Source organism: Ferrimonas futtsuensis DSM 18154 (assembly GCF_000422645.1).
Classification (GTDB): Bacteria; Pseudomonadota; Gammaproteobacteria; order Enterobacterales; family Shewanellaceae; genus Ferrimonas; species Ferrimonas futtsuensis.
This window is the reverse complement of record NZ_AUGL01000001.1, coordinates 140,739-162,444: the sequence shown is the minus strand read 5'-3', so window position 1 is coordinate 162,444 and position 21,706 is coordinate 140,739. Positions and strand designations below refer to the sequence as shown.

Below are 21,706 nucleotides of genomic sequence, written 5' to 3'. Positions count from 1 at the left end.
ACACTTTAAAGCAATGAACAGAAATGGTGCGGGATCAATCTGTAACCCTTATCACTGTGGCGCACGACAGTGACCGGACTCATAGGGACAGACGGGCCACAGGACACAGGGATGTGAGAGTTACAGTATGGCTTCTCCTTTTGCTGCTGCCGAGCCTGCCCGGGTGGGGGCAGGAGGTGCCTCAATGGCGCGACTTCTTCCTGCCTGAGCGCCTGGTTCCCATCGAAAGGCGCTTTGGTGAACAGGGACTTACCCAGGTCCATGAGCTCAAGGCCTTCATCGAGGCCAGGCTGGCGATGAAGCTGCCGCCTCATGAGCATCTTGCTGCGGTCAATGATCACTTCAACCGTTACCACTTCGTCCCGGATGCCACTCACTGGAACCGGGATGATTACTGGGCGACGCCCTTCGAGTTTGTGGCCAGTGGCGGGGGCGATTGTGAAGATTTCTCCCTGGCCAAATTCTTTACCCTGAGGGTGCTGGGCCTCTCCTCTGAACACCTGAGGCTGATGTACGCCAAGGCTCTGGATCTGAACCAGGCGCATATGGTGCTGATCTACCTTGAGACCGACAGCGCCATGCCTCTGGTTCTGGACAATCTCAACCCCAAGATACTGCCCGGTGATCAGCGTCCGGATCTGCTGCCTGTCTATGCCTTCAACGGCGAAGGATTATGGCGGGCCAGGGCCTTCGATCAGGGGGTGCGCCTGAAACAGGGCAACAACGGCATACTGCTGTGGCAGGACCTGCTGCAGCGACTGGCAGGAGACTCCTCATGACCCTATTCCGACTCCTTCTCATCTGCCTGATCCTGTTGGTGGCCTCCCTGACCGCCACCACCCTGCTGCTGTTTGTCCGCGGCAGCCAGGCCTACCTGGTGGAGCAACTGGCCAGTCATGGTCAGGACACCGCCACCTCGTTCGGGCTGTCACTGTCGCCTGTGCTGGCCAAGGGGGATTGGGTGCTGGCCGAGTCGATGGTGGACGCCATCTTCGACCGGGGTGACTACGCCTCCCTGGAACTGATTGGCCGAGACAACAGACTGGCGCGCCAGATTGCCGGGTCCCCGGAAACCGCCCCTGGCTGGTTTCGGGAGTGGATAGACCTCAAGGTGCCGATCCGGGAGACCGAGATCAATGCCGGTTGGCAGTTGGTGGCAACCCTGCGGGTGGAGGTCAATCCCGAACCGGCCCTGGTGCACCTCTACCGCATCTCCCTCAATGCACTGCTGGTGGCTCTGGTGGTGGCGGCGGTGGCCATACTCACCGGCGCCTGGGGCCTGCGCTGGATCCTGGCGCCGCTGAAGTCGGCGCAGGCTCAGGCGGAGGCGCTGCGGCGGCGCAGCTTCCTGCGTCAGCACAAGCTGCCCTGGCTGCTGGAGCTCAAGGCGCTGACCCGAACCATGAATCGTATGGTGGAGAACAGCGAACTCCAGTACCGACAACAGTGCAAACGGATGCGTCAGTTGCAACAGAACTGCTTCATCGATGCCGAGACCGGTCTGGGTAACGGCACTCGCGGCCGGGACCGGTTGGATAACCTGCTCAAAGACCGGGAGGTGGAGCAGGGGGTGGTGGTGCAGGTGCACCTGTCGGGTCTGGAGGGCCTGGAGCGCAGTCGCGGGGTCGCTGCCCAGCAGCCGCTGATGGCGGGCATCACCGAACTGCTGCGCCAGCAGCTGGCCCGCTTCCCCCTGGGGCGCCTCTATCGTATGGGCCAGGCTGACTTTTGGGCCCTGTTGCCGGGCATCGAACTGCAGGACTGGCTGCCTCAGGCAACGGAACTGGAGCAGCAGCTGTGCCAGCGGTTGCAGCAGGCGGGGGCCACCAGAGCGATGGTGGCGTCCGAAGCCTTCGTGTTTGGTGGTGAGGTGGCCGAGGTGGAGCAGCGGCTCCACGGCCAGTTGCAGCGGTTGCTGGCCGGTGAGCCAGGGCCGGCCTCTGCCGTGGTACCCAGTGATCAGCGTGCCCAGAGCCAGCGGCTGGATGCCATGCTGGAAAATCCGCCCAGATTGCTGGCTCATCAGGTGATCGATCGAGAGGCGCAAACGCTCTACTACGAAGTGCTGACCCGCTTCCACGATGGAAAGCAGTGGCGCACGCCCGGGGCGGTGGTGGTGCTGGCCCAGAGGCTGGAGCGCCAGGTGGAGGTGGACCTGTTGGTGCTGGAAACCCTGCTGTCGCAGCTGAGACAGGCGCCGGTTTCCCAGACCCTGGCGCTGAACCTGACCACGGCGTCCCTGCTGTCTCAGCATTTTATCAGCCGACTGCAGGAAGCCGCCCGGGAGGCGGCAGGCCTGGGAGCCACCCTGGCGGTGGAGATCCCGGAGCAGGCGGCACTGGCCTATCGCGATGGCTGCCGCCACTTTGTGCTATTGATGCAGCAGGAGGGGGTTCCGGTCTGGCTGGATCACGTGACTCCGGCGGGATTGGCGGAGCTGGAGTGCCTGCCGGTGGAGGGGATCAAACTCGATCCGGCCTACAGCCGGCATATGAACCAGGAGGGCAGTTACGAGTCTCTGTTGCCCCTGATGGTCACCGCGGCCCACGCCCGCAGCGTACTGGTGGTGGCGGAGCAGGTGGAGGAGCACTCAGTGGCTGAGCGCCTCCACGACTTTCAGGTGGATGGGTTACAGGGCTTTGCCTTTAGCGGCCCGGTTCCCTTCAGTGAATTGCCGAGAGGCGACCACTCAGATAGCTGAACACCAGTTCGCTCAGGGCCTGGCCTATCTGTCGGCGACCGGCGTCCACTCCGGCGGGGTGACAGGCAGGCGCCCCTTCCGCCAGGTGCAGGTAGGCACAGGGATGATGCTTTGCCAGGTGAAAAACGCTGTGCAGGGCATCGGTCAACGGGATGCCGGCAACGGTTTCCGCCGAGCTGGCCAGGCCGGCCACCGCGTCCAGGTCCAGCTCCACCCCAAGTGGGCGGCCTGCCAGATGCAGGTCGTCGCTGATCCTCTCCAGGGCCTGGGCCAGGCTCAGTTCCCGTCGAACCCAGATCGCCTGATAGCTGGTCCAGCGTTTGTCGCTCTCCTGCAGGGCGGTCAGGCTGGCGCTGTTGTTCTTCAGTTCATGCAGGCCCAGTACGTGATAGTAATCCAGGGCCCCCTGTTCGTGGGCATAGGCGAAGCCGTTGCCACTGTGGCGTCCCTCGGTGGCTCGAAAGTCACTGTGGGGGTCCAGGTTGACCGCGGAGAGGGGACCATCGATCGCCTCACTGGCGCCCGCCAATATGGGGTAGGCGTTGTTGTGGCCTCCACCGATGACGATAGGTTCCAACCCGGCTGCGACCACCTGGGCGATCACCGGTTTGAGCAGGGCATCCAATTGCTCGGTAAGCTGGCGAAGGGTGGCCAGTTGCTGAGGGGTGTCGCTGGAGAGGCCATGGGCCTGTTGCTGCAGGGCATCGGTGCGGATCTCCCCAAGCAGCAGGATCTGCTCTCCCCCCAGAAAGGGATTGGATTGCAAATTGGCGAACTGGCCGAGGAAGGCGTGCCAGGCATCGGTGGCCCCACCACGTCCCAGGTTGGCTCTGGGACCCAGATCCTCCGGCACACCAAGCAGCACGTAGTTGGCACCCTGCTGTTTGGCCTCGGCCAGAACCTGAGGCAGGGTGGGTCCGGGCAGCTCGCCGGCCAGCAACCAATGTTCGCCCTGATGGGCTTCGCCAGCACGGTGAGACAAAAACCGCGCCAGATAGGCGCGGTCAGCCAGTTGCAGGGGCATGATCAATCGATGTCCAGTGGGTCAGGTGACAGGATGATGCCGGTGGAATCGGCGTAGACATGATCTTCCGGCAGGAAGGTCACTCCGCCAAAGTTCACCGGGACATCCACGGCACCCTCGCCGGTCTGATAGGCGCCGACAGGGATGGGGGCCAGGGCCTGAATGCCGATGTCGATATCTTCCAGGGCATCCACTTCACGGACGCACCCATAGATGATCAGGCCTTCCCAGTTGTTGCGGGCGGCCAGTTCTGCCAGAGAGGCGTCCACCAGGGCACGGCGCAGAGAGCCGCCGCCGTCCACCAGCAGGACCTTGCCGGTGCCGTCCTGTTCAAGGGTTTCGGCAATCAGCACATTGTCTTCGAAACACTTGATGGTGTGCAGCTCTCCTCCAAAGGAGTTACAGCCACCGAAGTTGCTGAACATGGGTTCCACCACGTCCACCTGTTCGGCGTACAGATCGCATAGTTCAGAAGTGTTGTAGTGCATGATGCCCTCCTCGCGTAACCGGTGCAGCTCAAGTATAACCGCAATTTTTCCCGTTGAAATGCGGCTTTTGTGGCAGAACTCATTGTTTGTTAATCGACTTTTAGTAATCTTTGCCGTCCGCCGAAAACGAAGTGTTGTAAATTGACGAAATAAATCAACCTCAAGGCGGTTTTTGGCGTGATCGAGATCACGTTAAATGCATAAATGTATTGATGTTAACAACTTGTTTGCTACCATTTCTTACAGTTTGATTAATGATTCACCAGACAGTTCGGGGCACGGAACCCCCAGCACCAGTCAGGGTTGAGGGGATCAGTCAGTCGCTTTCTTAAGGTTAATACTATGGAACTGAACCTGGTTGAAGTCGTCGGTCACATGGCCTCCGTTATGGTTGCCATCTCTCTGATGATGAAAAACATTGTTCGCCTGCGTGTGCTGAACTTCATCGGTTGCTCTCTGTTCGTTATCTACGGTCTTATCATCGACGCATCTCCGGTGTGGACCATGAACGCCTTCGTGGCCAGTGTAAACGTCTACTACCTGGTTAAGATGTTCCGCGAGCAGAAATCACCCCAGGCAGAGGGGGCGTAAGCCACCTCCTGCTGAAAAATGGGTCGCCAATGGCGGCCCTTTTTTGTGCCCCCTTCCCCTCTCAATACGCCGTACCAGCCGTTCCGGCTGTCACCGAATTGACCCTCCTCTGTCATGGTCGTGTCATTGCCGTCACCTAAGGTCTAACTCATCGACTCGACGAGGCTGGCTCCGATGTGGCAACGACTGGATGACTGGGACAAGCGCTGTTTCCTGATACTCAACCGCGCCGCTGACCGCCCCCTGTGTCAGCGGGCGGCGCGTCAGCTGTCCCGCAGTGGCGACGGGGCCGGCTATGGGCTGTTTGCCTTGGTTGCGGCTGTTGCCGATCCCCATCAAGGGCCGCTGCTGTTCGGCCTGCTGCTGATGGCCTACGCCATCGAACTGCCTCTCTACTGGATCCTGAAAACCCGGCTGCGCCGAGCCCGCCCCTGTCAGGTGGTGATGGGGTGCCGGGCCCTGGTGGACCCTCACGACAGATTCAGCCTGCCCTCAGGCCACAGTGCGGCAGCCTTTCTGTTTGCCACCATACTGTGCTGGTACATCCCTGAACTGGGCCTGGGGTGCTTCCTGTGGTCCTCCGGCGTTGCCTGGGCCCGCATTGTCCTGGGGGTCCACTACCCGGGTGATGTGGTGGCCGGGGCTTCTCTGGGGACCATGGCGGCCCTGGTCAGTCTCAACATGTTGCTCTAGGAATCGACGTTAAATGCGAATTTTGTACGGAATTCAGGGGACGGGAAATGGCCACCTGACCCGCGGGCGGGTGATGGCGCCGGCCCTGGCGGCGGAGGGGATCGAGGTGGATTACCTGTTCTCCGGCCGCCCCAGGGAACAGTTTTTCGATATGGCCCCCTTTGGCGAGTTCGACTGCCGTGCCGGGCTGACTTTTGCCACCAAGGGGGGCGAGGTGAGCATGTGGGGCACCTACAGGCAGAACAGCCTGCGTCAGTTCTGGCGTGACGTCAGGGGGCTGGATCTGAGCCGTTACGATCTGGTGCTGAATGACTTTGAACCCATCAGCGCCTGGGCGGCACGCCAGCAGGGCAAGGAGTGCATCAGCGTCAGCCACCAGAACGCCTTTCAGCATAAGGTGCCGGTGGCCGGTCAGCGCTGGATAGACAGGATGATCATGGAGAAGTTTGCCCCGGCCACCATCCACCTGGGCTGTCACTGGCACCACTTTGGCTGCGATCTGCTGCCCCCCTTCATCGAGCCTCCCGAGTCCGAGGCCAGGGATGTGGGGCACCTGCTGATCTATCTGCCATTCGAGGAGCCGCAAGCGATCGCCGCCCTGTTGGCCTCCGTGCCCGAGATTCAGTGTCACGTCTATCACGGCAAGCCCGCTCCGGTTAACCTGCCAGACCACCTTCATTGGCACGGGTTCGAGCGTGCCGGATTTCACCAGCACCTGATCGGCTGCGCCGGGGTGGTGTGTTCCGCCGGCTTTGAGTTGGTGTCCGAAGCCCTGGTGCTGGGCAAAAAACTGCTGCTCAAGCCGCTCAAAGGGCAGTTCGAGCAGAAGTCCAATGCCCTGGCCCTGGAGCTGCTGGGGGCCGCCCGCACCATGGAGCGGGGAGACCGAGAGGAGATTCGGGCCTGGATCGCCTCCAGCGCCCCGGAGGCGATCCACTACCCCCAGATGGGCCAGATGCTGGCTCGGTGGCTGGCCAAGGGGGAGTGGCACAAGGTGTCTGAACTGTGCCAGCAGGCCTGGAGTGAAGCCAGGCTGCCGGAGAGCTGGAACCACAAGTGGGCCTACGCCTATTAGGGCGTGTTGACCCTTGCTGAATATTTTTGCGCTATATCCAAGCTTCAAGGGCATCAATGCGTTAGCTTTTTACTCCAAACGAAGTGGTGCCCTGGTTAGCAAAGCGCCCTTCGGGGCCGGACTGACGACGACTACTCGTCGGCGTTCGATTTTGACGTAGAACAACTATGCCTACAACCGAACTTCTTGATTAGTCGTCGTCATCCTCGGCCAAATTCTAAACACCAAAGATAAACACGCCCTAGGTGTTGTTGTTAGCGCGCACCAAAAAAGGAGCCGAACGGCTCCTTGTTTATTCTGGCGCGATGGTGACCTTGGTATCACTTGTCGCTGTAGTGGATCTGCACATCCAGCAGGGGCTCCCGGCTGCCTTTGGCGGCCTTGAGCCGCTTGAGGTAGTCCTCCCACATACTGCTCTGATTCATGGCAAAGGCGTAGAGGATGTCCCAGGAGAACAGCCCGGAATCATGGCCGTCATCGAACACCAGTTTCACCGCGTAGTTGCCCACCGGCTCTATCTTGTCGATGTTGACCATCTTCTTGTTGGTCACCAGCACGGGGTTGCCGTGTCCCTGCACTTCCGCAGAGGGGGAGCAAACCCGCAGCAGCTCACAGCTGAGCTGGGCGGTCTCGCCATTCTCAAACCCCACCTCCAGGATGCGGGACTGGCGCTTGAGTTTCAGTTTGGTCACCTTTGGGGCCTGACGCATGATCCACTCCTTGTCGGTTAGAGGATGAAGCGGGAGAGATCTTCGTTCTCTACCAGCATATCCAGATGGGCGTTTACATAGGCGGCATCGATGGTCAGGGTCTCGCCACCCTTGTCTGAGGCATCGAAGGAGATCTCCTCCATCAGCTTCTCCATCACGGTGTGCAGGCGTCGGGCGCCGATATTCTCGGTGCGCTCGTTCACCTGCCAGGCCGCCTCGGCGATGCGCTTGATGCCATCGTCGGTAAAGGCGATGGTCACCCCTTCGGTGGCCATCAGCGCCCGGTACTGCTCGGTGAGGCTGGCATTGGGTTCGGTCAGGACGCGCACGAAGTCTTCGGCGGACAGAGCGCCCAGCTCAACCCGGATGGGCAAGCGGCCCTGAAGCTCGGGGATCAGATCCGACGGCTTGGCCAGCTGGAAGGCGCCGGAGGCGATAAACAGAATGTGGTCGGTCTTCACCATGCCGTGCTTGGTGTTGACGGTACAGCCCTCGACCAGGGGCAGAAGGTCGCGTTGCACCCCTTCCCGGGAGACGTCCGGGCCCGAGGTTTCACCCCGCTTGCAGATCTTGTCGATCTCATCCAGAAAGACGATGCCGTTCTGCTCTACCGCTTCGATCGCCTTCTCTTTCAGCTCTTCCGGGTTGACCAGTTTGGCCGCTTCCTCGTCGATCATCAGCTTCATGGCGTCGCGCACCTTCATCTTGCGGCGCTTGCTGGGCTGGTTGCCCAGGTTCTGGAACATGGATTGCAGCTGGCTGGCCATCTCCTCCATGCCCGGCGGGGTCATGATCTCCACACCGGCCGAAGACTGAGCCACATCGATGTCGATCTCCTTGTCGTCCAGCTGCCCTTCGCGCAACTTCTTACGGAAGGTCTGGCGGGTGGCGCTGTCGGTCTTGTTGTCTTGGGACCACTCATCCTTGGGCTTGGGCAGCAGGGCGTCGAGAATGCGCTCCTCGGCGGCCTCCTCGGCGCGGAAGCGGTTGCGTTCCACCTCCATGTCCCGGGTCATCTTGATGGCAGAATCGGTGAGGTCGCGGATGATGGTCTCCACCTCCTTGCCCACGTAACCCACTTCGGTGAATTTGGTGGCTTCCACCTTGATGAACGGCGCCTTGGCCAGCTTGGCCAGGCGGCGGGCGATCTCGGTTTTACCGACACCGGTAGGACCGATCATCAGAATGTTCTTGGGGGTCACCTCCTGGCGCAGCTCTTTGTCCAGCTGCATACGGCGCCAGCGATTGCGCAGGGCGATGGCTACCGCCTTTTTGGCGCCCTCCTGCCCGATGATGTGACGGTTCAGTTCGGAAACAATCTCTCTTGGGGTCATCTCGGACATGGTGGTTAACCCTTGGTAGTCAATTCTTCAATGGTGTGGTGCTGATTGGTGAACACGCAGATGTCACCGGCGATTTGCAGGGACTTGGCGCAGATATCCCGGGCGCCCAGCTCTGTGTTCTGCACCAGGGCCAGGGCCGCCGCCTGGGCGTAGTTGCCGCCGGAGCCGATGGCGATCGCCTCGTATTCCGGTTCCACCACATCGCCGTTGCCGGAGATCAGCAGGGTGGTCTCGGCGTCGGCCACAATCAGCATCGCTTCCAGCTTCTGCAGGGATCGTTCGGTGCGCCAGGCCTTGGCCAGTTCCACCGCGGCCCGGGTCAGTTGCCCCTGATGGGCGCTGAGTTTGGCTTCCAGCAGCTCAAACAGGGTGAAGGCATCGGCGGTGGCGCCGGCGAACCCGGCCAGGACCTTGCCGCCGCTCAGCAGGCGAACCTTGCGAGCGTTACCCTTCATCACTGTATTGCCGAGGGAGACCTGGCCGTCACCGGCAATGACAACTTTGTCGCCGCGGCGAACCGAAACAATGGTGGTCATACTCAATCCTTATCTGTCGTCGGGCCCGTGCCCGACAGGGGAATCTTCTCTTGCGTTGAGATAGATGTGGGGACGGCCCCCCCCGCCTTCAACCCCGAAGCGATTGATTTCGTGATTCCAGTTTGAACTGGTGATCTCGGTATTAACCTTTGGCCGGGTTGGGGGATTGATCAAGGGAGAAGTTGTGAATGGCGTGATCCCAGGGTGATTACGCCCCGGACTCATTATTCATAGCGCTGGCGTATCGATTCCGGCATATGGGCCAGTTGGCTCTGCTTGAGGGCTTCGAAGGCGGTGAGCAGGGGCCTGGTGTCGCAGCGATCGATTCTGGTCAGGGCATGGGCAATGGCTTCCAGGGTCGAGAGGCTGTCGGCACGGCGCGCCTTACGAATCTGATAATTGCCCTGGGGCAGGTCGCCAAAGCTGACCCTGGGCAAGGATTGCAGCCAGGGATTGAGCTGCAGCATCCGGTGCACCTTTTTCCAGGTGCCATCCAGCACCAGCAGGTGGCCAGGCTGGCAGTCGCTGCCCATGGACTCCAGCGGTGTGGCCTCCGTACCTGGGTAGAGCAGCCACACCGGCCGGTTGTCCCGCTCCAGTGCCTGCCTGAGTCCGGCAAAGTCTGTTTCGGTTTCGCCATCGAACAGGGTGCAGTGTTCCAGCACCAGGGAGCACAGGTGGGCGGTGCCCTTGGCGGATTTCGCTTCTGAAGGGTGGCGCAGTATGGTCACCCGGTGGCGACTGGCGCAGTGACCCAGGGAGGGACACAGGCAGACGCTCTGGGGGCGCAGACAGCGTGGACACTGTTGGCGTTGACTCATCGTTTGTTACCCATAGAGAAGGACCGCCCTAAGGCGGTCCGACAACTCAGTTCCACAGCCAGATCTGGCAGGTGTTGATGCCACCCCGCTGCAGGGCGTGACGATCGCTCTCTGCCAGGCGCTTGCGCTCGTAGGGGCCCAGCCTGACCCGGTACCAGACGCCATTGCTGCCCTCTGTGCGGCGAATCTCAGATTCCAGCCCCATGAAGGCGATGCGGGCCTTCATGGCATCCGCCTGATCCCGAGTGCGGAAAGAGCCGCACTGCATCTGGTAGGGACCTTTGAGCTCCTGTTTGGGCACCTCAACCTCCACCTCTTTTTCCGGCAGGGTTTCGATGTACTCCCAGGTCTCCTTGGGCTTCTCCGGCAGATCGGGCTCTGTCCTGGGCTTGGGCTTGGGCGTGATCACTTCCGGTTTGGGTTCGACCACCGGCGCCTCGTCCGAGGCACCCTGGATACTCCATAGGAAGTAGCCGAAACCGGCGATCAGCGCCAGTACCACCAACAGCCGAATCCAGGGGAAGCTGGACTTCGGAGCAGCCTTGCGGCCACGGCTGCGGGGCTTACGCCCCCGCTTGGCGTAGTCGCGGGTGGCCATGGATTACATCCGCTCCAGGGTGTTGATCCCCAGCAGGCTCAGACCCACCTTGAGGGTGTTGGCGGTGGCCGCGCACAGGCGCAGGCGGCTGGCCTTGGTGGCTTCGGCCACGTCATCCTTGTTGATGGGGCAGGCTTCGTAGAAGCTCATAAAGGCGCCGGCCAGCTCATACAGGTAGGTGCACATCAGGTGAGGGGCACCCTTGGCGGACACACTCAGGACGGCGTCGTTGAACTGCACCAGCTTCTGGGCCAGAGCCTCCTCCTTCTCCGCGTCGATCACCACCTCACCGGTCAGGGCATCGGCGCTGACGCCGGCCTTACGGAAGATGGACTGGATGCGGCTGAAGGCGTACAGCATGTACGGTGCGGTGTTGCCTTCGAAGGTGAGCATGTTGTCCCAGTCGAACACATAGTCGGTGGTGCGGTTCTTGTTCAGATCCGAATATTTCACCGAGGCCATGGCCACGGTGCTGGCGATGGTCTCCAGTTCGTCACCCAGCAGGTCGGGGTTTTTGTCACCAATCAGCTTCACCGCGCGCTGATGGGCCTCTTCCAGCAGGTCTGCCAGCTTGACGGTGCCGCCGGAGCGGGTCTTGAACGGCTTGCCGTCCTTGCCCAACATCATGCCGAAGGCGCAATGCTCGGTGCTGGTGGTTTGTGGCAGGTAGCCGGCCTTGCGGGCGATCAGCCAGGCCTGCTGCAGGTGCTGCGCCTGACGGGAGTCGATAAAGTAGAGGATGCGGTCGGCATCGAAGTTGTCCACCCGGTATTTGGCGGCGGCGATGTCGGTGGTGGTGTAGAGGAAGCCACCATCACGCTTCTGAATGATCACGCCCATGGCGTTGCCGTCTTTGCCCTTGAACTCGTCGAGGAACACCACCTTGGCGCCGTCATCTTCCACCGCCAGGCCTTTCTCGGTCAGATCGCTGACGATCTCGGGCAGCAGCGGGTTGTACAGGCTCTCGCCCATGATGTCGTCGTTGCTCAGGGACACACCCAGACGGTCGTAGATCGCCTGGTTCTGAGCCATGGTGATGTCCACCAGCTTGCTCCACATGGTGCGGCAGTACTCGTCGCCACCCTGCAGTTTCACCACGTAGTTGCGGGCGCGTTCGGCGAAGGACTCATCGTCGTCGTAGTGCTTCTTGGCTTCCCGGTAGAAGGCTTCCAGATCGGACAGGTCCATATCGGAGGCACTCTCGTTCTCCATCTTCTCCAGGTAGGCGATCAGCATGCCGAACTGGGTACCCCAGTCACCGATGTGGTTGGCACGGATCACCTTGTGACCCAGGAACTCCAGGGTGCGGGTGACCGCATCGCCGATCACTGTGGAGCGGATGTGGTGTACCGCCATCTCCTTGGCCACGTTGGGGGCGGAGTAGTCGGTGACTATGGTCTGGGGCTGGGCCAGCGCGGCCACATTGGCGCGACTTTGGTCGGTGGCGATCTTCTCCACCTGCTTGCCCAGCCAGCCACTGTCCAGGAAGAAGTTGATGAAGCCAGGGCCGGCAATCTCTACCTTGGAGACCAGCTCGGAGGCGGGCAGGGTATCGATGATCGCCTGGGCCAGCTCACGGGGATTCTTCTTGGCTGGCTTGGCCAGCATCATCGCCAGGTTGGTGGCCAGATCGCCATGGCTCTTGTCTCGGGTTCGGTCTACCTGAACTCGGGGCGCTGCGTCGGCGGGAATGATCTCGCGCTCTTTAAGCAGGGTTACGGTCTGTTCAAGTAATTGCTGGATATGTTCTTTCATTGCGACACCGAAAAACTGATGGGGACTGGCCGCATAACGGCTGATGAATCAAACCGCACATTTTAACGCCTAACTATGGCAATACCAACGGTTTGTTTGCCGGTTTAACCAGATAAAACGGGCGTTACCGGGCAGGAAGGCAGTCGGGCGCGGTGAAGGCCTACAAAAGATCCTGGGGATCCCGCTCCAGATGCCAGCGGCAGCGCTTGCCCGAGGCCAGCTGCTCGATGGCTGGCAGGGCCAGATCCAGCGCCTGCTGCAGCCGTTTCCTGTCGTTGGCCAGCAGCAGGGTGTGAAAGCGGAATTTTCCCGCCTTGCGCTCCATGGGGGCGGGCATGGGACCGACCCGCTGCAGGGGCAGGTCACCGAAGCATTGATTGGCCTCGTTCAAAAACTGCTGGGCCTGTTGCGGGTGGCTGGCTTCCGCCCGCAGGATCGCCATCTGGCCCGCAGGGGGCAGCAGGGCATCCATTCGCTCCTTCAGGGCGGCGTCGGAGAATGGGCCATAACCCTGGGTGGTGAGCTGGTGCAGCAACGGGTGGTCAGGCTGATGGGTCTGCAGCAGTACCTCCCCGGCTTTGCTGGCCCGGCCGGCACGGCCGGCCACCTGGATGTAGAGCTGAGCCAGGCGTTCGGCGGCGCGGAAGTCGGCGGAGAACAGGGCGCCGTCCACATCCAGCAACCCCACCAGGGTGACGTCGGGGAAGTGGTGACCCTTGGCCAGCATCTGGGTGCCAATCAGGATCCTGGCTTCGCCACGGCGGATCTTCTCCAGCAGGGCATCCAGACTGCCCTTGCGCGAGGTGGTGTCCCGGTCGATGCGCACCACCGGGTAATCGGGGAAGCGCTGGCTCAGGGCCTGCTCCAGCTGTTCGGTGCCCACACCCTGGGTAAAAAGCTGGGTGGAGCCGCATTCGCTGCACTGGCGGGGGAGCCGCTTCTGGCTGCCGCAGTGATGACACTGCACCAGGCCGCTGCCCTGGTGCACCGTGTAGAAGGCATCACAGCGGCTGCAACCGTGCAGGTGGCCGCATTCGTGGCACAGCAGTGCCGGGGCGAAGCCGCGGCGGTTGAGAAACAGCATCACCTGATTGCCCGCTTCCAGGTGACGGGTCATCTCCTTCAGCAGCTCGTGTGAGCAGCCGGCGTCCAGGTTCTGCAGCCGCAGGTCGACGATCTTCTGCTGCACATGGCGGGCGACGCCGGCGCGCTCGGTCAGCTGCAGTCTGCGGTACTTGCCGGTGGCCACATTGTGCAGGCTCTCCAGCGAGGGGGTGGCGGATCCCAGGATGATGGGCACTCCCTCCAGGCTGGCGCGCATCACCGCCAGATCCCGACCGTGATAGCGAAACCCTTCCTGCTGTTTGAAGCTGGCGTCATGCTCCTCGTCGATGATGATCATCCCCAGGCTGGGCAGGTCGGTGAACAGGGCGGAACGGGTACCGATGATGACCCCCAGGGCACCGGCCCGGGCCTGCTGCCACACCTGCAGCCGCTCGCTGTCGTTCAGGGCGGAGTGCAGCACCCCGATGGGCACTTGGAAGCGGCGCCGAAACCGGGAGATGGTCTGGGGCGTCAGGCCGATCTCAGGGACCAGCACCAGTACCTGTCGGCCCGCCTTGAGCACCGGCTCCATCAGGTGGAAATAGACCTCGGTCTTGCCTGAGCCGGTGACCCCTTCAAGCAACCAGGGGCGGAAGCCGCCGCCATCGCCACTGATCGTGGCCACGGCGATCGCCTGCTCCCGGTTGAGGGTTTGTGGATCCTCGCCCAGGGCAAATGCCTGGGGCCAGGAAAGGTCAAATTCAGGCGCTTGCTCTATGGATTGGATCAGCGCCTTCTCCTCCAGCGCCTTGAGCGCCTGTCGGCTGAACTCCAGCTTGCTGACCTGGCCATCCTCCAGCTTGCCCTGGGTTTGCAGGTAGGCCAGCAGCCGCTGCTGCTGAAACGCCCGCTTCAGGGAGTCCAGGCTGACTGCCTGGCCCGCGTCGGTGGGCCGCCACAGCTTGATCGGTTCGGGGGCGGCGCTCTCACCCTGGCGAAGTTTCACCGGCAGCATCTGGCTGAGGACCATTCCCAGGGGACTGAAGTAGTAGCGGGCGGCCAGTTGCGCCAATTGCCACAACCGCTCGCTCACCACCCGTTCCCTGTCCAGGGAGCGGAGTATGGGTTTGAGCTTACTGTCGTCCATTTCGCTGTGCTCACTCAGGCTGACCACCACCCCAACCTGGGTCTGGCGACCGAAGGGCACCTCCACCCGGCAGCCGATGTCGGGCAGGGGCTGTCCCTCGGCGGGAAGGTAGCTGAACAGTTGCCGCAAGGGCAGGGGCAGGGCGACCTGAATGTACACGAATATGGATCCTGGATTACTGATGTAGGGGGATTTTTTCTAGGTGGTTGCTTCCCCGGGGGCAACGAATTGCGTTGACCTGGTGGATACCCTATCAGAGGCGGCATAATCTTACTATGCAGAGCATTTCTCTCCTTGCGGGGGTTGATTGCATCGTGTACTATTACGCGCCTTTAATTTATCACTAACGACGTATGGTGTCCGGCTTTGGATCGGATAGCGATACGGCCTTAACTGAGGTTTTCCCCATGAAACAAGGTATTCATCCTGAGTACAACGAGATCACTGCCAACTGCTCTTGCGGTAACGTGATCAAGACCCGCTCCACCGTAGCCAAGGACCTGCACCTGGACGTATGTTCCGAGTGTCACCCCTTCTACACCGGTAAGCAGAAGGTTCTGGACACCGGCGGTCGCGTAGACAAGTTCAAGAAGCGTTTTGGTGCTCTGTCTTCCAAGAAGTAAGCCGAATCGCATCGAAAAAGGGCGCCTCAGGGTGCCCTTTTTTGTGCCTGGCTCCCGGACCTCATCCTTGCTCTCGGTCTTCAGAGTGAGATCGGAGCTGGCGGAGCCGGGACGCTGAGGGTCAGCTGCCTCCAGCATCGCCTCAGGCTCACCCTCTCCCACTCTCTTTATGGGCTCCCTCCGGAAAATTGGCCCCTAACGAATCGCACCGGGCTTGAGAAAAGGTAAATTTTTATTGGTCAGTCCAATTTCCCGCAGGGTCCTGATTGACCCCCAAAATTGTCGCCATAAAGAGTCTATCTAATTAAATTCACTGAATAATATTCCTGGGTCTATTAATCACTTTTCCTGAAATATGTTTACCAATTCTTTTACTTTTGAGCCTTTGGCAATGAAACTGGTCAGAACTGCTTGTTATATCAAGTATTAATAACAAGATTGGTTGCAAAATCAGGCAATAGGAGTAAGGTTTCAGGCGACTGTACCCCCCTTCCCAAATTAAGTAGTGACTGGAATTAAGAGAATGGCAGACCTTCGCGAACAAGCCCTCGAGTATCACGCCCAACCTGTCCCTGGAAAGATCAGCATCTCGCTGACCAAGCCTGCGGAAACCCAGACGGATCTGGCCCTGGCCTACAGCCCGGGTGTGGCAGAGCCTGTTCGGGAGATCGCGTCCAACCCAGCCGATGCCTACAAATACACCAACAAAGGCAACCTGGTGGCGGTGATCTCCAACGGCACAGCGATCCTCGGCTTGGGCAACCTGGGCCCCCTGGCCTCCAAGCCGGTGATGGAGGGCAAGGCCCTGCTGTTCAAGCGCTTCGCCAACATCGACTCCATCGACATCGAGGTTAAGCACCGCACCCAGGAGGAGTTCATCGATACCGTGGCCAACATCGCGGACACCTTCGGTGGCATCAACCTGGAGGACATCAAGGCTCCGGAGTGCTTCGAGATCGAGAAGCAGCTGATTGAGCGCTGTCAGGTGCCGGTGTTCCACGATGACCAGCATGGTACCGCCATTGTGACCGCTGCCGGTCTGCTCAACGCCCTGGAGATTCAGGGTAAAGAGCTGTGTGAGTCCACCATCGTCTGCCTGGGCGCCGGAGCGGCGGCCGTGGCCTGCATGGAGCTGCTGATCACCTGTGGCGCCGTGCGTGAAAAGATCTACATGCTGGATCGTAAGGGCGTGCTGCACACTCGCCGCGATGACCTGAACGAGTATAAGAAGCTGTTTGCCAACAACACCGACAAGCGCACCCTGACCGATGTGATTCAGGACGCCGATGTGTTTGTCGGGGTGTCGGGTCCCGATCTCATCAGTGAAGAGCAGGTGAAGCTGATGGCGGACAAGCCGGTGCTGTTTGCCTGCTCCAACCCGGATCCGGAGATCAGGCCTGAGCTGGCTAAGGCCGCCCGCCCTGATGTCATCATGGGCACAGGTCGCAGCGACTACCCCAACCAGGTGAACAACGTGCTCTGTTTCCCCTTCATTTTCCGTGGCGCCCTGGACGTACGGGCCCACGCCATCAACGATGAGATGAAGGTGGCGGCGGTGGAAGCGATTCGTCAGCTGGCCAAGGAACCTGTACCTCAGACCGTGCTGGACGCCTATGGCGCCACCGAGATGAGTTTCGGTTCCGAGTATGTGCTGCCCAAGCCGATGGATCCTCGTCTGTTGCCCCGGGTGGCCAAGGCGGTGGCCAAGGCGGCCATCGACTCAGGCGTGGCCGAGCTCGAAGAGCTTCCCGCCCACTATATGATCGACTGATTGCTCTTCATTTTTTATCAGGGCAGCCCCAGGGCTGCCCTGTTTGTTTCTGAGACAAAAAGAGCAGTGATTTCATCGTATCTATCTGTTCTTTATTAATTTACCATTGCAGCCACTAACGCAACTAAGTCGATATTGATTAAGGAAGTGCTGTGAAAAATTCTGTTCTGGCAAGTGCCGTTCTGGCAATGACGATCTCCGGTGGTGCCCTGGCAAAAGAGGGGGCTTACGTCGGGGGGAGCTTGGGCAGTGCCAAGCTGGATCCTTCCGAGGACAGCACCGCCACCAGTTTTGGCGGCTATGGTGGCTACAACTTTACCGAGTGGTTTGGCATCGAGGGTTCCCTGTTCGGCACCACTGAGTTCAAACAGGGCGATGATGTCGAGGTTAACGGCGCGGCCTTCAGTGTGGCTCCCCGCTTCATTCTGAACCTGAATGAAGAGTTTTCCCTGTTTGCCAAGGCTGGTCTGTCTAATACCCTGGTTACTGTGGATACCCCAATTGGCGATACTGACTTCGACGGCATTGTTTTCTCCTGGGGCGTGGGTATGGACTGGAGCGTCGGAGAACACCTGGGCCTGCGTCTGGCCTATGAGATGAATGACGGCGAGCTGGAACATGAGGATTTTAGTTCCGTCGATGTGGATATCGAGCTGTCCCAGGTCTATCTGGGGGTTCATTACCACTTCTAAGGTGGCACAAACTGAAAAAGGGATACCCATGGGTATCCCTTTTTTTTCAACTTTGTGGAGTGTTACTCCATCTCTTCCCAGTCAATGCCCAGGGCTTTCATCTGGCGCTTGGCGGACTCCGGAACGGTGTCCGGATGGTCCTTTCTCAGGTCGTTGTCCTCAGGCAGAGGCTGACCGGTAAAGGCGTGCAGGAAGGCTTCACAGAGCAGTTCGCTGTTGGTGGCGTGACGCAGGTTATTGACCTGACGACGGGTACGCTCATCGGTCAGCAACTTCAATACGCCCAGCGGGATGGAGACGGTGATCTTCTTCACCTGCTCGCTCTTTTTACCATGTTCCGCGTAGGGGCTGATGTAGTTGCCGTTCCACTCAGTGCTCATTGCCTTTGCCTTTGACTTGGGTTTACGGGTGCAAATTGTAACTGCTCTGATTTCTGAGTCAAATTGTAGATATCTTGACCTATAAACGTTTAGACGTCTAAAAGTCTTGACGCCCAAATTTGGATCGACTAATTTGGACGTCCAGACATCTTGAGCGCACAGAATAACCAGGAGCCACGGAATGAGTACTCATAAGCCCGCCACCATAGTTGCCCGTGAAGGGATTGATACCGACCTGACTCATGGTGCCGTGGTGCCACCTGTCTACCTGTCCACCAACTACACCTTTGCCGGCTTCAATGAGCCGCGCCAGTACGACTACACTCGCTCCGGCAACCCCACTCGGGACAGCCTGGGCAACGCCCTGGCACAGCTGGAGGAGGGCGCCGGCGCGGTGATCACCGCCACCGGCATGGCGGCGGTCAACCTGGCGGTGAGCCTGCTGAAGCCTGGCGAGCGCCTGGTGGTCCCCCATGATTGCTATGGCGGCAGCTTCCGACTGTTCACCAGCCTGGCTGCCAAGGGGGCGTTCGAGCTGTCCGTGGTGGATCAGGGGGATGAGCAGGCCTTGGCCGACGCCCTGGCGCAGAGCCCGAAGATGGTGTGGCTGGAGACCCCAAGCAACCCGCTGCTGCGGGTGGTGGACGTAGAGAAGGTAGCCAGGGAAGCCAAGGCGGCCGGCGCCCTGGTGGTGGCGGACAACACCTTCCTCTCCCCCGTGCTGCAGAAGCCTCTGAATCTGGGGGCGGACATCGTTGTTCACTCCACCACCAAGTACATCAACGGTCACTCCGACGTGGTCGGTGGTGCCGTCATTGCCCGCGAGCAGGAGTTGGCGGACACCCTGGCCTGGTGGGGCAACTGCCTGGGCATTACCGGTGCCCCCTTTGACTCCTTCCTGACCCTGCGCGGCTTACGAACCCTGCCGCTGCGTATGCGTCAGCACCAGGAGAATGCCGAAGCGGTGGTCGCCCTGCTGGAAAGTCACCCTGCGGTGGCCAGGGTGCACTATCCCGGTCTGGCGTCCCACCCAGGTCATGAATTGGCCAAGCGTCAACAGAGCGGTTTCGGCGCCATGCTCAGCTTCGAACTCAACGGAGGCGAGCAGCAGGTGCGTGACTTCCTGGCTCAGCTGGAGCTGTTCTCCCTGGCGGAGAGCCTGGGCGGGGTAGAGAGCCTGGTGGCGCACCCTGCCACCATGACCCATGCTGCCATGGCCCCGGAAGCCCGCCGCGCCGCCGGCATTGAAGACACCCTGATTCGCCTCTCCGTGGGCATCGAAGACAGTGAAGACCTGGTGGCGGACCTGCGTCAGGCTCTGGAGGCTCTGAGGTGACGGTGAAACAGCTACACAAATTCGGTGGCTCCAGCCTGGCGGACGCCGAGTGTTACCACCGGGTCGCCCACATTCTCCAGACCCACGGCCAAGCCGGGGACCTGGTGGTGGTCTCTGCCGCCGGCAAGACCACCAATGCCCTGCTGGAGCTGCTGCGACTGGCGCGTCATGGCCACAGCTTCACCGAAGAGCTGGCCCGGTTGAAGGCGTTCCAGCTGGGGCTGGTCGCTGACACCCTGGGGGAGCCGGGGCAGCCGTTGGCCGACCAGGTGGCGTCCGACATCGACCACATCGATCGGGCCCTGACTGCCGAACCCAGAGACTGCGCCGCCATTCAGGCGTTCGGTGAGTTGTGGTCTGCCCGCTTGCTGGCGGCCCTGCTGAGTACGCTGGGCGCCCCGGCGACCGCCCTGGATGCCAGGGATTTCCTGTTGCTGGATGACAGTGTTCAGCCCCGGCCGGATTGGAGTCGGTCCGCCGAGAATTTGCATCGTTATCTGGCTCAGCGCCCCAATCAGCGAGTGGTGATCACCGGTTACTTTGGCGTCAATGCTCAGGGTCGTACCCGCCTGCTGGGGCGCAATGGCTCAGACTACAGCGCCACCCTCATCGGCGCCCTGGCCGAGGTGACCGAGGTGACCATCTGGACCGATGTGGCCGGCATCTACAACGCCGATCCCAACCTGCTGGCGGACGCCCGTCTGCAGGCCAGCCTCAGTCTGGATGAGGCGGATCAGCTGGCGCGACTGGGTTCGCCGGTATTGCACAGCCGCACCCTGCAACCGCTGCGACAGGTAACGCTGGCCCTGAATGTGCGCTCCAGCTACACCCCGGACAGCCCATTCACCCGCATCCTGCCCAGGGGCAACGAGCAGACTGAGCCAGTGGTCACCAGCCTCAGCCGGGTGACCCTGTTTCGCTTCAAAGGCAAAACCGCGGCTTTCCATCAGTTGTGTGACTGGCTGGCGCAGCAGGGCTTGCCGCCCCTGGCCCACTATGACCAGCCGCTGGCCCTGGCCTTGACCTGTGAGCAGGCCAAGGCCCTGGGCGATGAGTTGGCGGGGCAGGCGAATCGACTGGGTCTGACTCTGCTCAGCAGCGGCGATGATTACGGTTTGGTGGGGTTGGTGAGTCAGCACCCTGGCCGGCTGGCAGGAGCCTTTTCCCGTCTGCTCAGTCGCAGCGCCTTGCCCTGTTGTCGCCACGATCAAGCCCTGGTGACCCTGGTGCCCGCCCGCGAGGTCACTGCCCTGGTGGAGTCGATTCACCGCCGCTGCGCCGGTCCCCGCAAGCGCATCGGACTGGTGCTGGCAGGCAAGGGCAACATCGGCTCCGCCTGGCTGGACCTCTTTGCCTTGCAGCAACAGCAGCTCAACGAGGAGTTTGAGGCGGAGATGCGCCTGGTGGGGATCATCGGCTCGCAGCATTACCTGATTGATGAAGCGGGCATCGAGCCCCTAAGTGGCCTGGCCCGTTATCAGGATGAAGCCCTGGAGTTCGCCTCACTGGAGTGGTTGGACAAAGCCGCCGCCATGGATCTGGACGAGGTGGTGTTGCTGGATATCACCGCCTCCGCCACCCTGGCGCTGCACTATCCTGAGATTGTGGCTGCCGGCCTGCATCTGGTCAGTGCCAATAAGCAGGCGGGCAGCGGGCCTGGCGCCTTCTACCGGGAGCTGCAGCGTCAGCTGTCCAACTGCCATCGCTACTGGCGTTATAACGCCTCGGTGGGGGCGGGACTGCCGGTGTTCTACAGCATCGATGATCTTAAGCGCAGCGGCGACGCCATCACCTCGGTGTCCGGGGTGTTTTCCGGCACCCTGAGCTGGCTGTTTGACCACTTCGACCAAGGCGGCCCCTTCTCCGAGCTGGTGCTCAAGGCCAAGGCCGAGGGGCTGACCGAGCCCGATCCTCGAGACGACCTCTCCGGACGAGATATGCAGCGCAAGTTACTGATTCTCGCACGCGAACTGGGGCTGAACCTGGAGCTGGAGCAGATCGAGCTGGAGTCCTTGGTGCCGGAGGCGCTGGCGGATCTGCCTCTGGAGCAGTTTCTGACGCGCATCGGTGAGCTGGACCCTGTGATGCAGGCCGCCGCCGAGACCGCCAAGCAGAACGGCCTGGCCCTGAGATACGCCGCCAGCCTGACCATAGAGGCGGGTAAGGTGCAGGCCCGGGTGGGCCTGGAGCAGGTGGCGCAAAGCCACCCTTTTGCCAACCTGCCTGCAGGGGACAATCAGTTTCTGTTCCTCAGTAAGCATTACCCCAATGGCCTGGTAATCCAGGGGCCTGGGGCTGGACGGGAAGTGACCGCCGCCGCGGTTCAGTCCGATTTTGTTGCCATTTGCCGACGTCTGCTGCACTGAGCCGGACGCACG

The 21,706-nt window shown here is 60.9% G+C and carries 20 protein-coding genes; 10 read left to right on the top strand and 10 right to left on the bottom strand.

Features of this window, described 5'->3' with window-relative positions:
• Positions 1-113: 113 nt before the first annotated feature.
• Complete coding sequence (locus G505_RS22930) at positions 114-779, top strand: transglutaminase-like cysteine peptidase (RefSeq protein ID WP_035384938.1); 666 nt, start codon at positions 114-116, stop codon at positions 777-779.
• Positions 776-2,701: an EAL domain-containing protein gene (locus tag G505_RS0100745; RefSeq protein ID WP_028107847.1), complete on the top strand. Its 1,926-nt coding sequence runs from the start codon at positions 776-778 to the stop codon at positions 2,699-2,701. The genes G505_RS22930 and G505_RS0100745 overlap by 4 nt, the downstream gene beginning before the upstream one ends.
• Here G505_RS0100745 and G505_RS0100740 read toward each other — a convergent pair.
• Positions 2,664-3,725 carry a formimidoylglutamase gene (locus tag G505_RS0100740; protein WP_028107846.1) on the bottom strand — a complete coding sequence of 354 codons (1,062 nt, stop codon included), beginning with the start codon at positions 3,723-3,725 and terminating at the stop codon, positions 2,664-2,666. The two genes, G505_RS0100745 and G505_RS0100740, sit on opposite strands and share 38 nt — an antisense overlap.
• A gap of 2 nt (positions 3,726-3,727) precedes the next feature.
• The gene (gene rraA, locus G505_RS0100735) at positions 3,728-4,213 is read right to left on the bottom strand and encodes a ribonuclease E activity regulator RraA (protein ID WP_028107845.1); all 486 of its coding nucleotides are present in this window, start codon (positions 4,211-4,213) and stop codon (positions 3,728-3,730) included.
• 342 nt (positions 4,214-4,555) lie between these two features.
• Here rraA and G505_RS0100730 point away from each other — a divergent pair, with 342 nt between their 5' ends.
• The 3 genes from G505_RS0100730 to G505_RS0100720 all read left to right on the top strand — a co-directional run bounded on the left by G505_RS0100730 (position 4,556) and on the right by G505_RS0100720 (position 6,572).
• Positions 4,556-4,804, top strand: coding sequence for a YgjV family protein (locus tag G505_RS0100730; RefSeq protein WP_028107844.1), 249 nt, complete (start codon positions 4,556-4,558; stop codon positions 4,802-4,804).
• A 174-nt stretch (positions 4,805-4,978) separates the two neighbouring features.
• Positions 4,979-5,497 carry a phosphatase PAP2 family protein gene (locus G505_RS0100725; RefSeq protein WP_028107843.1) on the top strand — a complete coding sequence of 173 codons (519 nt, stop codon included), beginning with the start codon at positions 4,979-4,981 and terminating at the stop codon, positions 5,495-5,497.
• 13 nt (positions 5,498-5,510) lie between these two features.
• Positions 5,511-6,572, top strand: a complete 1,062-nt coding sequence (locus G505_RS0100720; protein WP_028107842.1) for an MJ1255/VC2487 family glycosyltransferase — start codon at positions 5,511-5,513, stop codon at positions 6,570-6,572.
• Positions 6,573-6,892: 320 nt separating this feature from the next.
• Here G505_RS0100720 and G505_RS0100715 read toward each other — a convergent pair whose 3' ends face one another.
• The 7 genes from G505_RS0100715 to priA all read right to left on the bottom strand — a co-directional run bounded on the left by G505_RS0100715 (position 6,893) and on the right by priA (position 14,691).
• Positions 6,893-7,282 (bottom strand): gamma-butyrobetaine hydroxylase family protein, encoded by a 390-nt coding sequence (locus G505_RS0100715; protein WP_028107841.1) that lies wholly within the window; start codon positions 7,280-7,282, stop codon positions 6,893-6,895.
• Between the two features lie 17 nt (positions 7,283-7,299).
• The gene (hslU, locus tag G505_RS0100710; protein WP_028107840.1) at positions 7,300-8,625 is read right to left on the bottom strand and encodes an ATP-dependent protease ATPase subunit HslU; all 1,326 of its coding nucleotides are present in this window, start codon (positions 8,623-8,625) and stop codon (positions 7,300-7,302) included.
• 5 nt (positions 8,626-8,630) lie between these two features.
• Positions 8,631-9,161, bottom strand: coding sequence for an ATP-dependent protease subunit HslV (gene hslV / locus G505_RS0100705; protein ID WP_028107839.1), 531 nt, complete (start codon positions 9,159-9,161; stop codon positions 8,631-8,633).
• A 224-nt stretch (positions 9,162-9,385) separates the two neighbouring features.
• Positions 9,386-9,982 carry a tRNA-uridine aminocarboxypropyltransferase gene (locus tag G505_RS0100700; protein ID WP_051215766.1) on the bottom strand — a complete coding sequence of 199 codons (597 nt, stop codon included), beginning with the start codon at positions 9,980-9,982 and terminating at the stop codon, positions 9,386-9,388.
• 46 nt (positions 9,983-10,028) lie between these two features.
• Complete coding sequence (locus G505_RS0100695; protein WP_028107837.1) at positions 10,029-10,580, bottom strand: SPOR domain-containing protein; 552 nt, start codon at positions 10,578-10,580, stop codon at positions 10,029-10,031.
• 3 nt (positions 10,581-10,583) lie between these two features.
• The gene (gene argS, locus G505_RS0100690; protein WP_028107836.1) at positions 10,584-12,335 is read right to left on the bottom strand and encodes an arginine--tRNA ligase; all 1,752 of its coding nucleotides are present in this window, start codon (positions 12,333-12,335) and stop codon (positions 10,584-10,586) included.
• A gap of 160 nt (positions 12,336-12,495) precedes the next feature.
• The gene (priA, locus tag G505_RS0100685) at positions 12,496-14,691 is read right to left on the bottom strand and encodes a primosomal protein N' (RefSeq protein ID WP_028107835.1); all 2,196 of its coding nucleotides are present in this window, start codon (positions 14,689-14,691) and stop codon (positions 12,496-12,498) included.
• A gap of 242 nt (positions 14,692-14,933) precedes the next feature.
• Here priA and rpmE point away from each other — a divergent pair, with 242 nt between their 5' ends.
• The 3 genes from rpmE (at position 14,934) to G505_RS0100670 (ending at position 17,612) form a co-directional block, all read left to right on the top strand.
• The gene (rpmE, locus tag G505_RS0100680) at positions 14,934-15,149 is read left to right on the top strand and encodes a 50S ribosomal protein L31 (RefSeq protein WP_028107834.1); all 216 of its coding nucleotides are present in this window, start codon (positions 14,934-14,936) and stop codon (positions 15,147-15,149) included.
• 523 nt (positions 15,150-15,672) lie between these two features.
• Positions 15,673-16,920, top strand: a complete 1,248-nt coding sequence (locus G505_RS0100675) for a malic enzyme-like NAD(P)-binding protein (protein WP_028107833.1) — start codon at positions 15,673-15,675, stop codon at positions 16,918-16,920.
• Between the two features lie 152 nt (positions 16,921-17,072).
• Entirely contained in the window at positions 17,073-17,612 is a 540-nt protein-coding gene (locus G505_RS0100670) for a porin family protein (protein ID WP_028107832.1), read from the top strand.
• A gap of 62 nt (positions 17,613-17,674) precedes the next feature.
• Here G505_RS0100670 and metJ read toward each other — a convergent pair whose 3' ends face one another.
• Positions 17,675-17,992 carry a met regulon transcriptional regulator MetJ gene (gene metJ, locus G505_RS0100665; RefSeq protein WP_028107831.1) on the bottom strand — a complete coding sequence of 106 codons (318 nt, stop codon included), beginning with the start codon at positions 17,990-17,992 and terminating at the stop codon, positions 17,675-17,677.
• Between the two features lie 181 nt (positions 17,993-18,173).
• Between metJ and metB the strand changes: the two genes are divergently transcribed.
• Together metB and metL are read left to right on the top strand one after the other, a co-directional pair.
• Positions 18,174-19,328, top strand: a complete 1,155-nt coding sequence (metB, locus tag G505_RS0100660) for a cystathionine gamma-synthase (protein WP_028107830.1) — start codon at positions 18,174-18,176, stop codon at positions 19,326-19,328.
• Entirely contained in the window at positions 19,325-21,694 is a 2,370-nt protein-coding gene (metL, locus tag G505_RS0100655) for a bifunctional aspartate kinase/homoserine dehydrogenase II (RefSeq protein WP_028107829.1), read from the top strand. Before metB ends, metL begins: the two co-directional genes overlap by 4 nt.
• Positions 21,695-21,706: the final 12 nt, after the last annotated feature.

Bases quoted from the DNA above. Each gene is read 5' to 3' on its own strand.
- G505_RS0100720 (WP_028107842.1), top strand. From the start codon at position 5,511: ATGCGAATTTTGTACGGAATTCAGGGGACGGGAAATGGCCACCTGACC.
- hslU (WP_028107840.1), bottom strand. From the start codon at position 8,625: ATGTCCGAGATGACCCCAAGAGAGATTGTTTCCGAACTGAACCGTCAC.
- G505_RS0100700 (WP_051215766.1), bottom strand. From the start codon at position 9,982: ATGAGTCAACGCCAACAGTGTCCACGCTGTCTGCGCCCCCAGAGCGTC.
- rpmE (WP_028107834.1), top strand. From the start codon at position 14,934: ATGAAACAAGGTATTCATCCTGAGTACAACGAGATCACTGCCAACTGC.
- G505_RS0100745 (WP_028107847.1), top strand. From the start codon at position 776: ATGACCCTATTCCGACTCCTTCTCATCTGCCTGATCCTGTTGGTGGCC.
- G505_RS0100715 (WP_028107841.1), bottom strand. From the start codon at position 7,282: ATGCGTCAGGCCCCAAAGGTGACCAAACTGAAACTCAAGCGCCAGTCC.
- hslV (WP_028107839.1), bottom strand. From the start codon at position 9,161: ATGACCACCATTGTTTCGGTTCGCCGCGGCGACAAAGTTGTCATTGCC.
- argS (WP_028107836.1), bottom strand. From the start codon at position 12,335: ATGAAAGAACATATCCAGCAATTACTTGAACAGACCGTAACCCTGCTT.
- metB (WP_028107830.1), top strand. From the start codon at position 18,174: ATGAGTACTCATAAGCCCGCCACCATAGTTGCCCGTGAAGGGATTGAT.
- metJ (WP_028107831.1), bottom strand. From the start codon at position 17,992: ATGAGCACTGAGTGGAACGGCAACTACATCAGCCCCTACGCGGAACAT.
- G505_RS0100730 (WP_028107844.1), top strand. From the start codon at position 4,556: ATGGAACTGAACCTGGTTGAAGTCGTCGGTCACATGGCCTCCGTTATG.
- G505_RS0100740 (WP_028107846.1), bottom strand. From the start codon at position 3,725: ATGCCCCTGCAACTGGCTGACCGCGCCTATCTGGCGCGGTTTTTGTCT.
- G505_RS0100695 (WP_028107837.1), bottom strand. From the start codon at position 10,580: ATGGCCACCCGCGACTACGCCAAGCGGGGGCGTAAGCCCCGCAGCCGT.
- rraA (WP_028107845.1), bottom strand. From the start codon at position 4,213: ATGCACTACAACACTTCTGAACTATGCGATCTGTACGCCGAACAGGTG.
- G505_RS0100675 (WP_028107833.1), top strand. From the start codon at position 15,673: ATGGCAGACCTTCGCGAACAAGCCCTCGAGTATCACGCCCAACCTGTC.
- G505_RS0100725 (WP_028107843.1), top strand. From the start codon at position 4,979: ATGTGGCAACGACTGGATGACTGGGACAAGCGCTGTTTCCTGATACTC.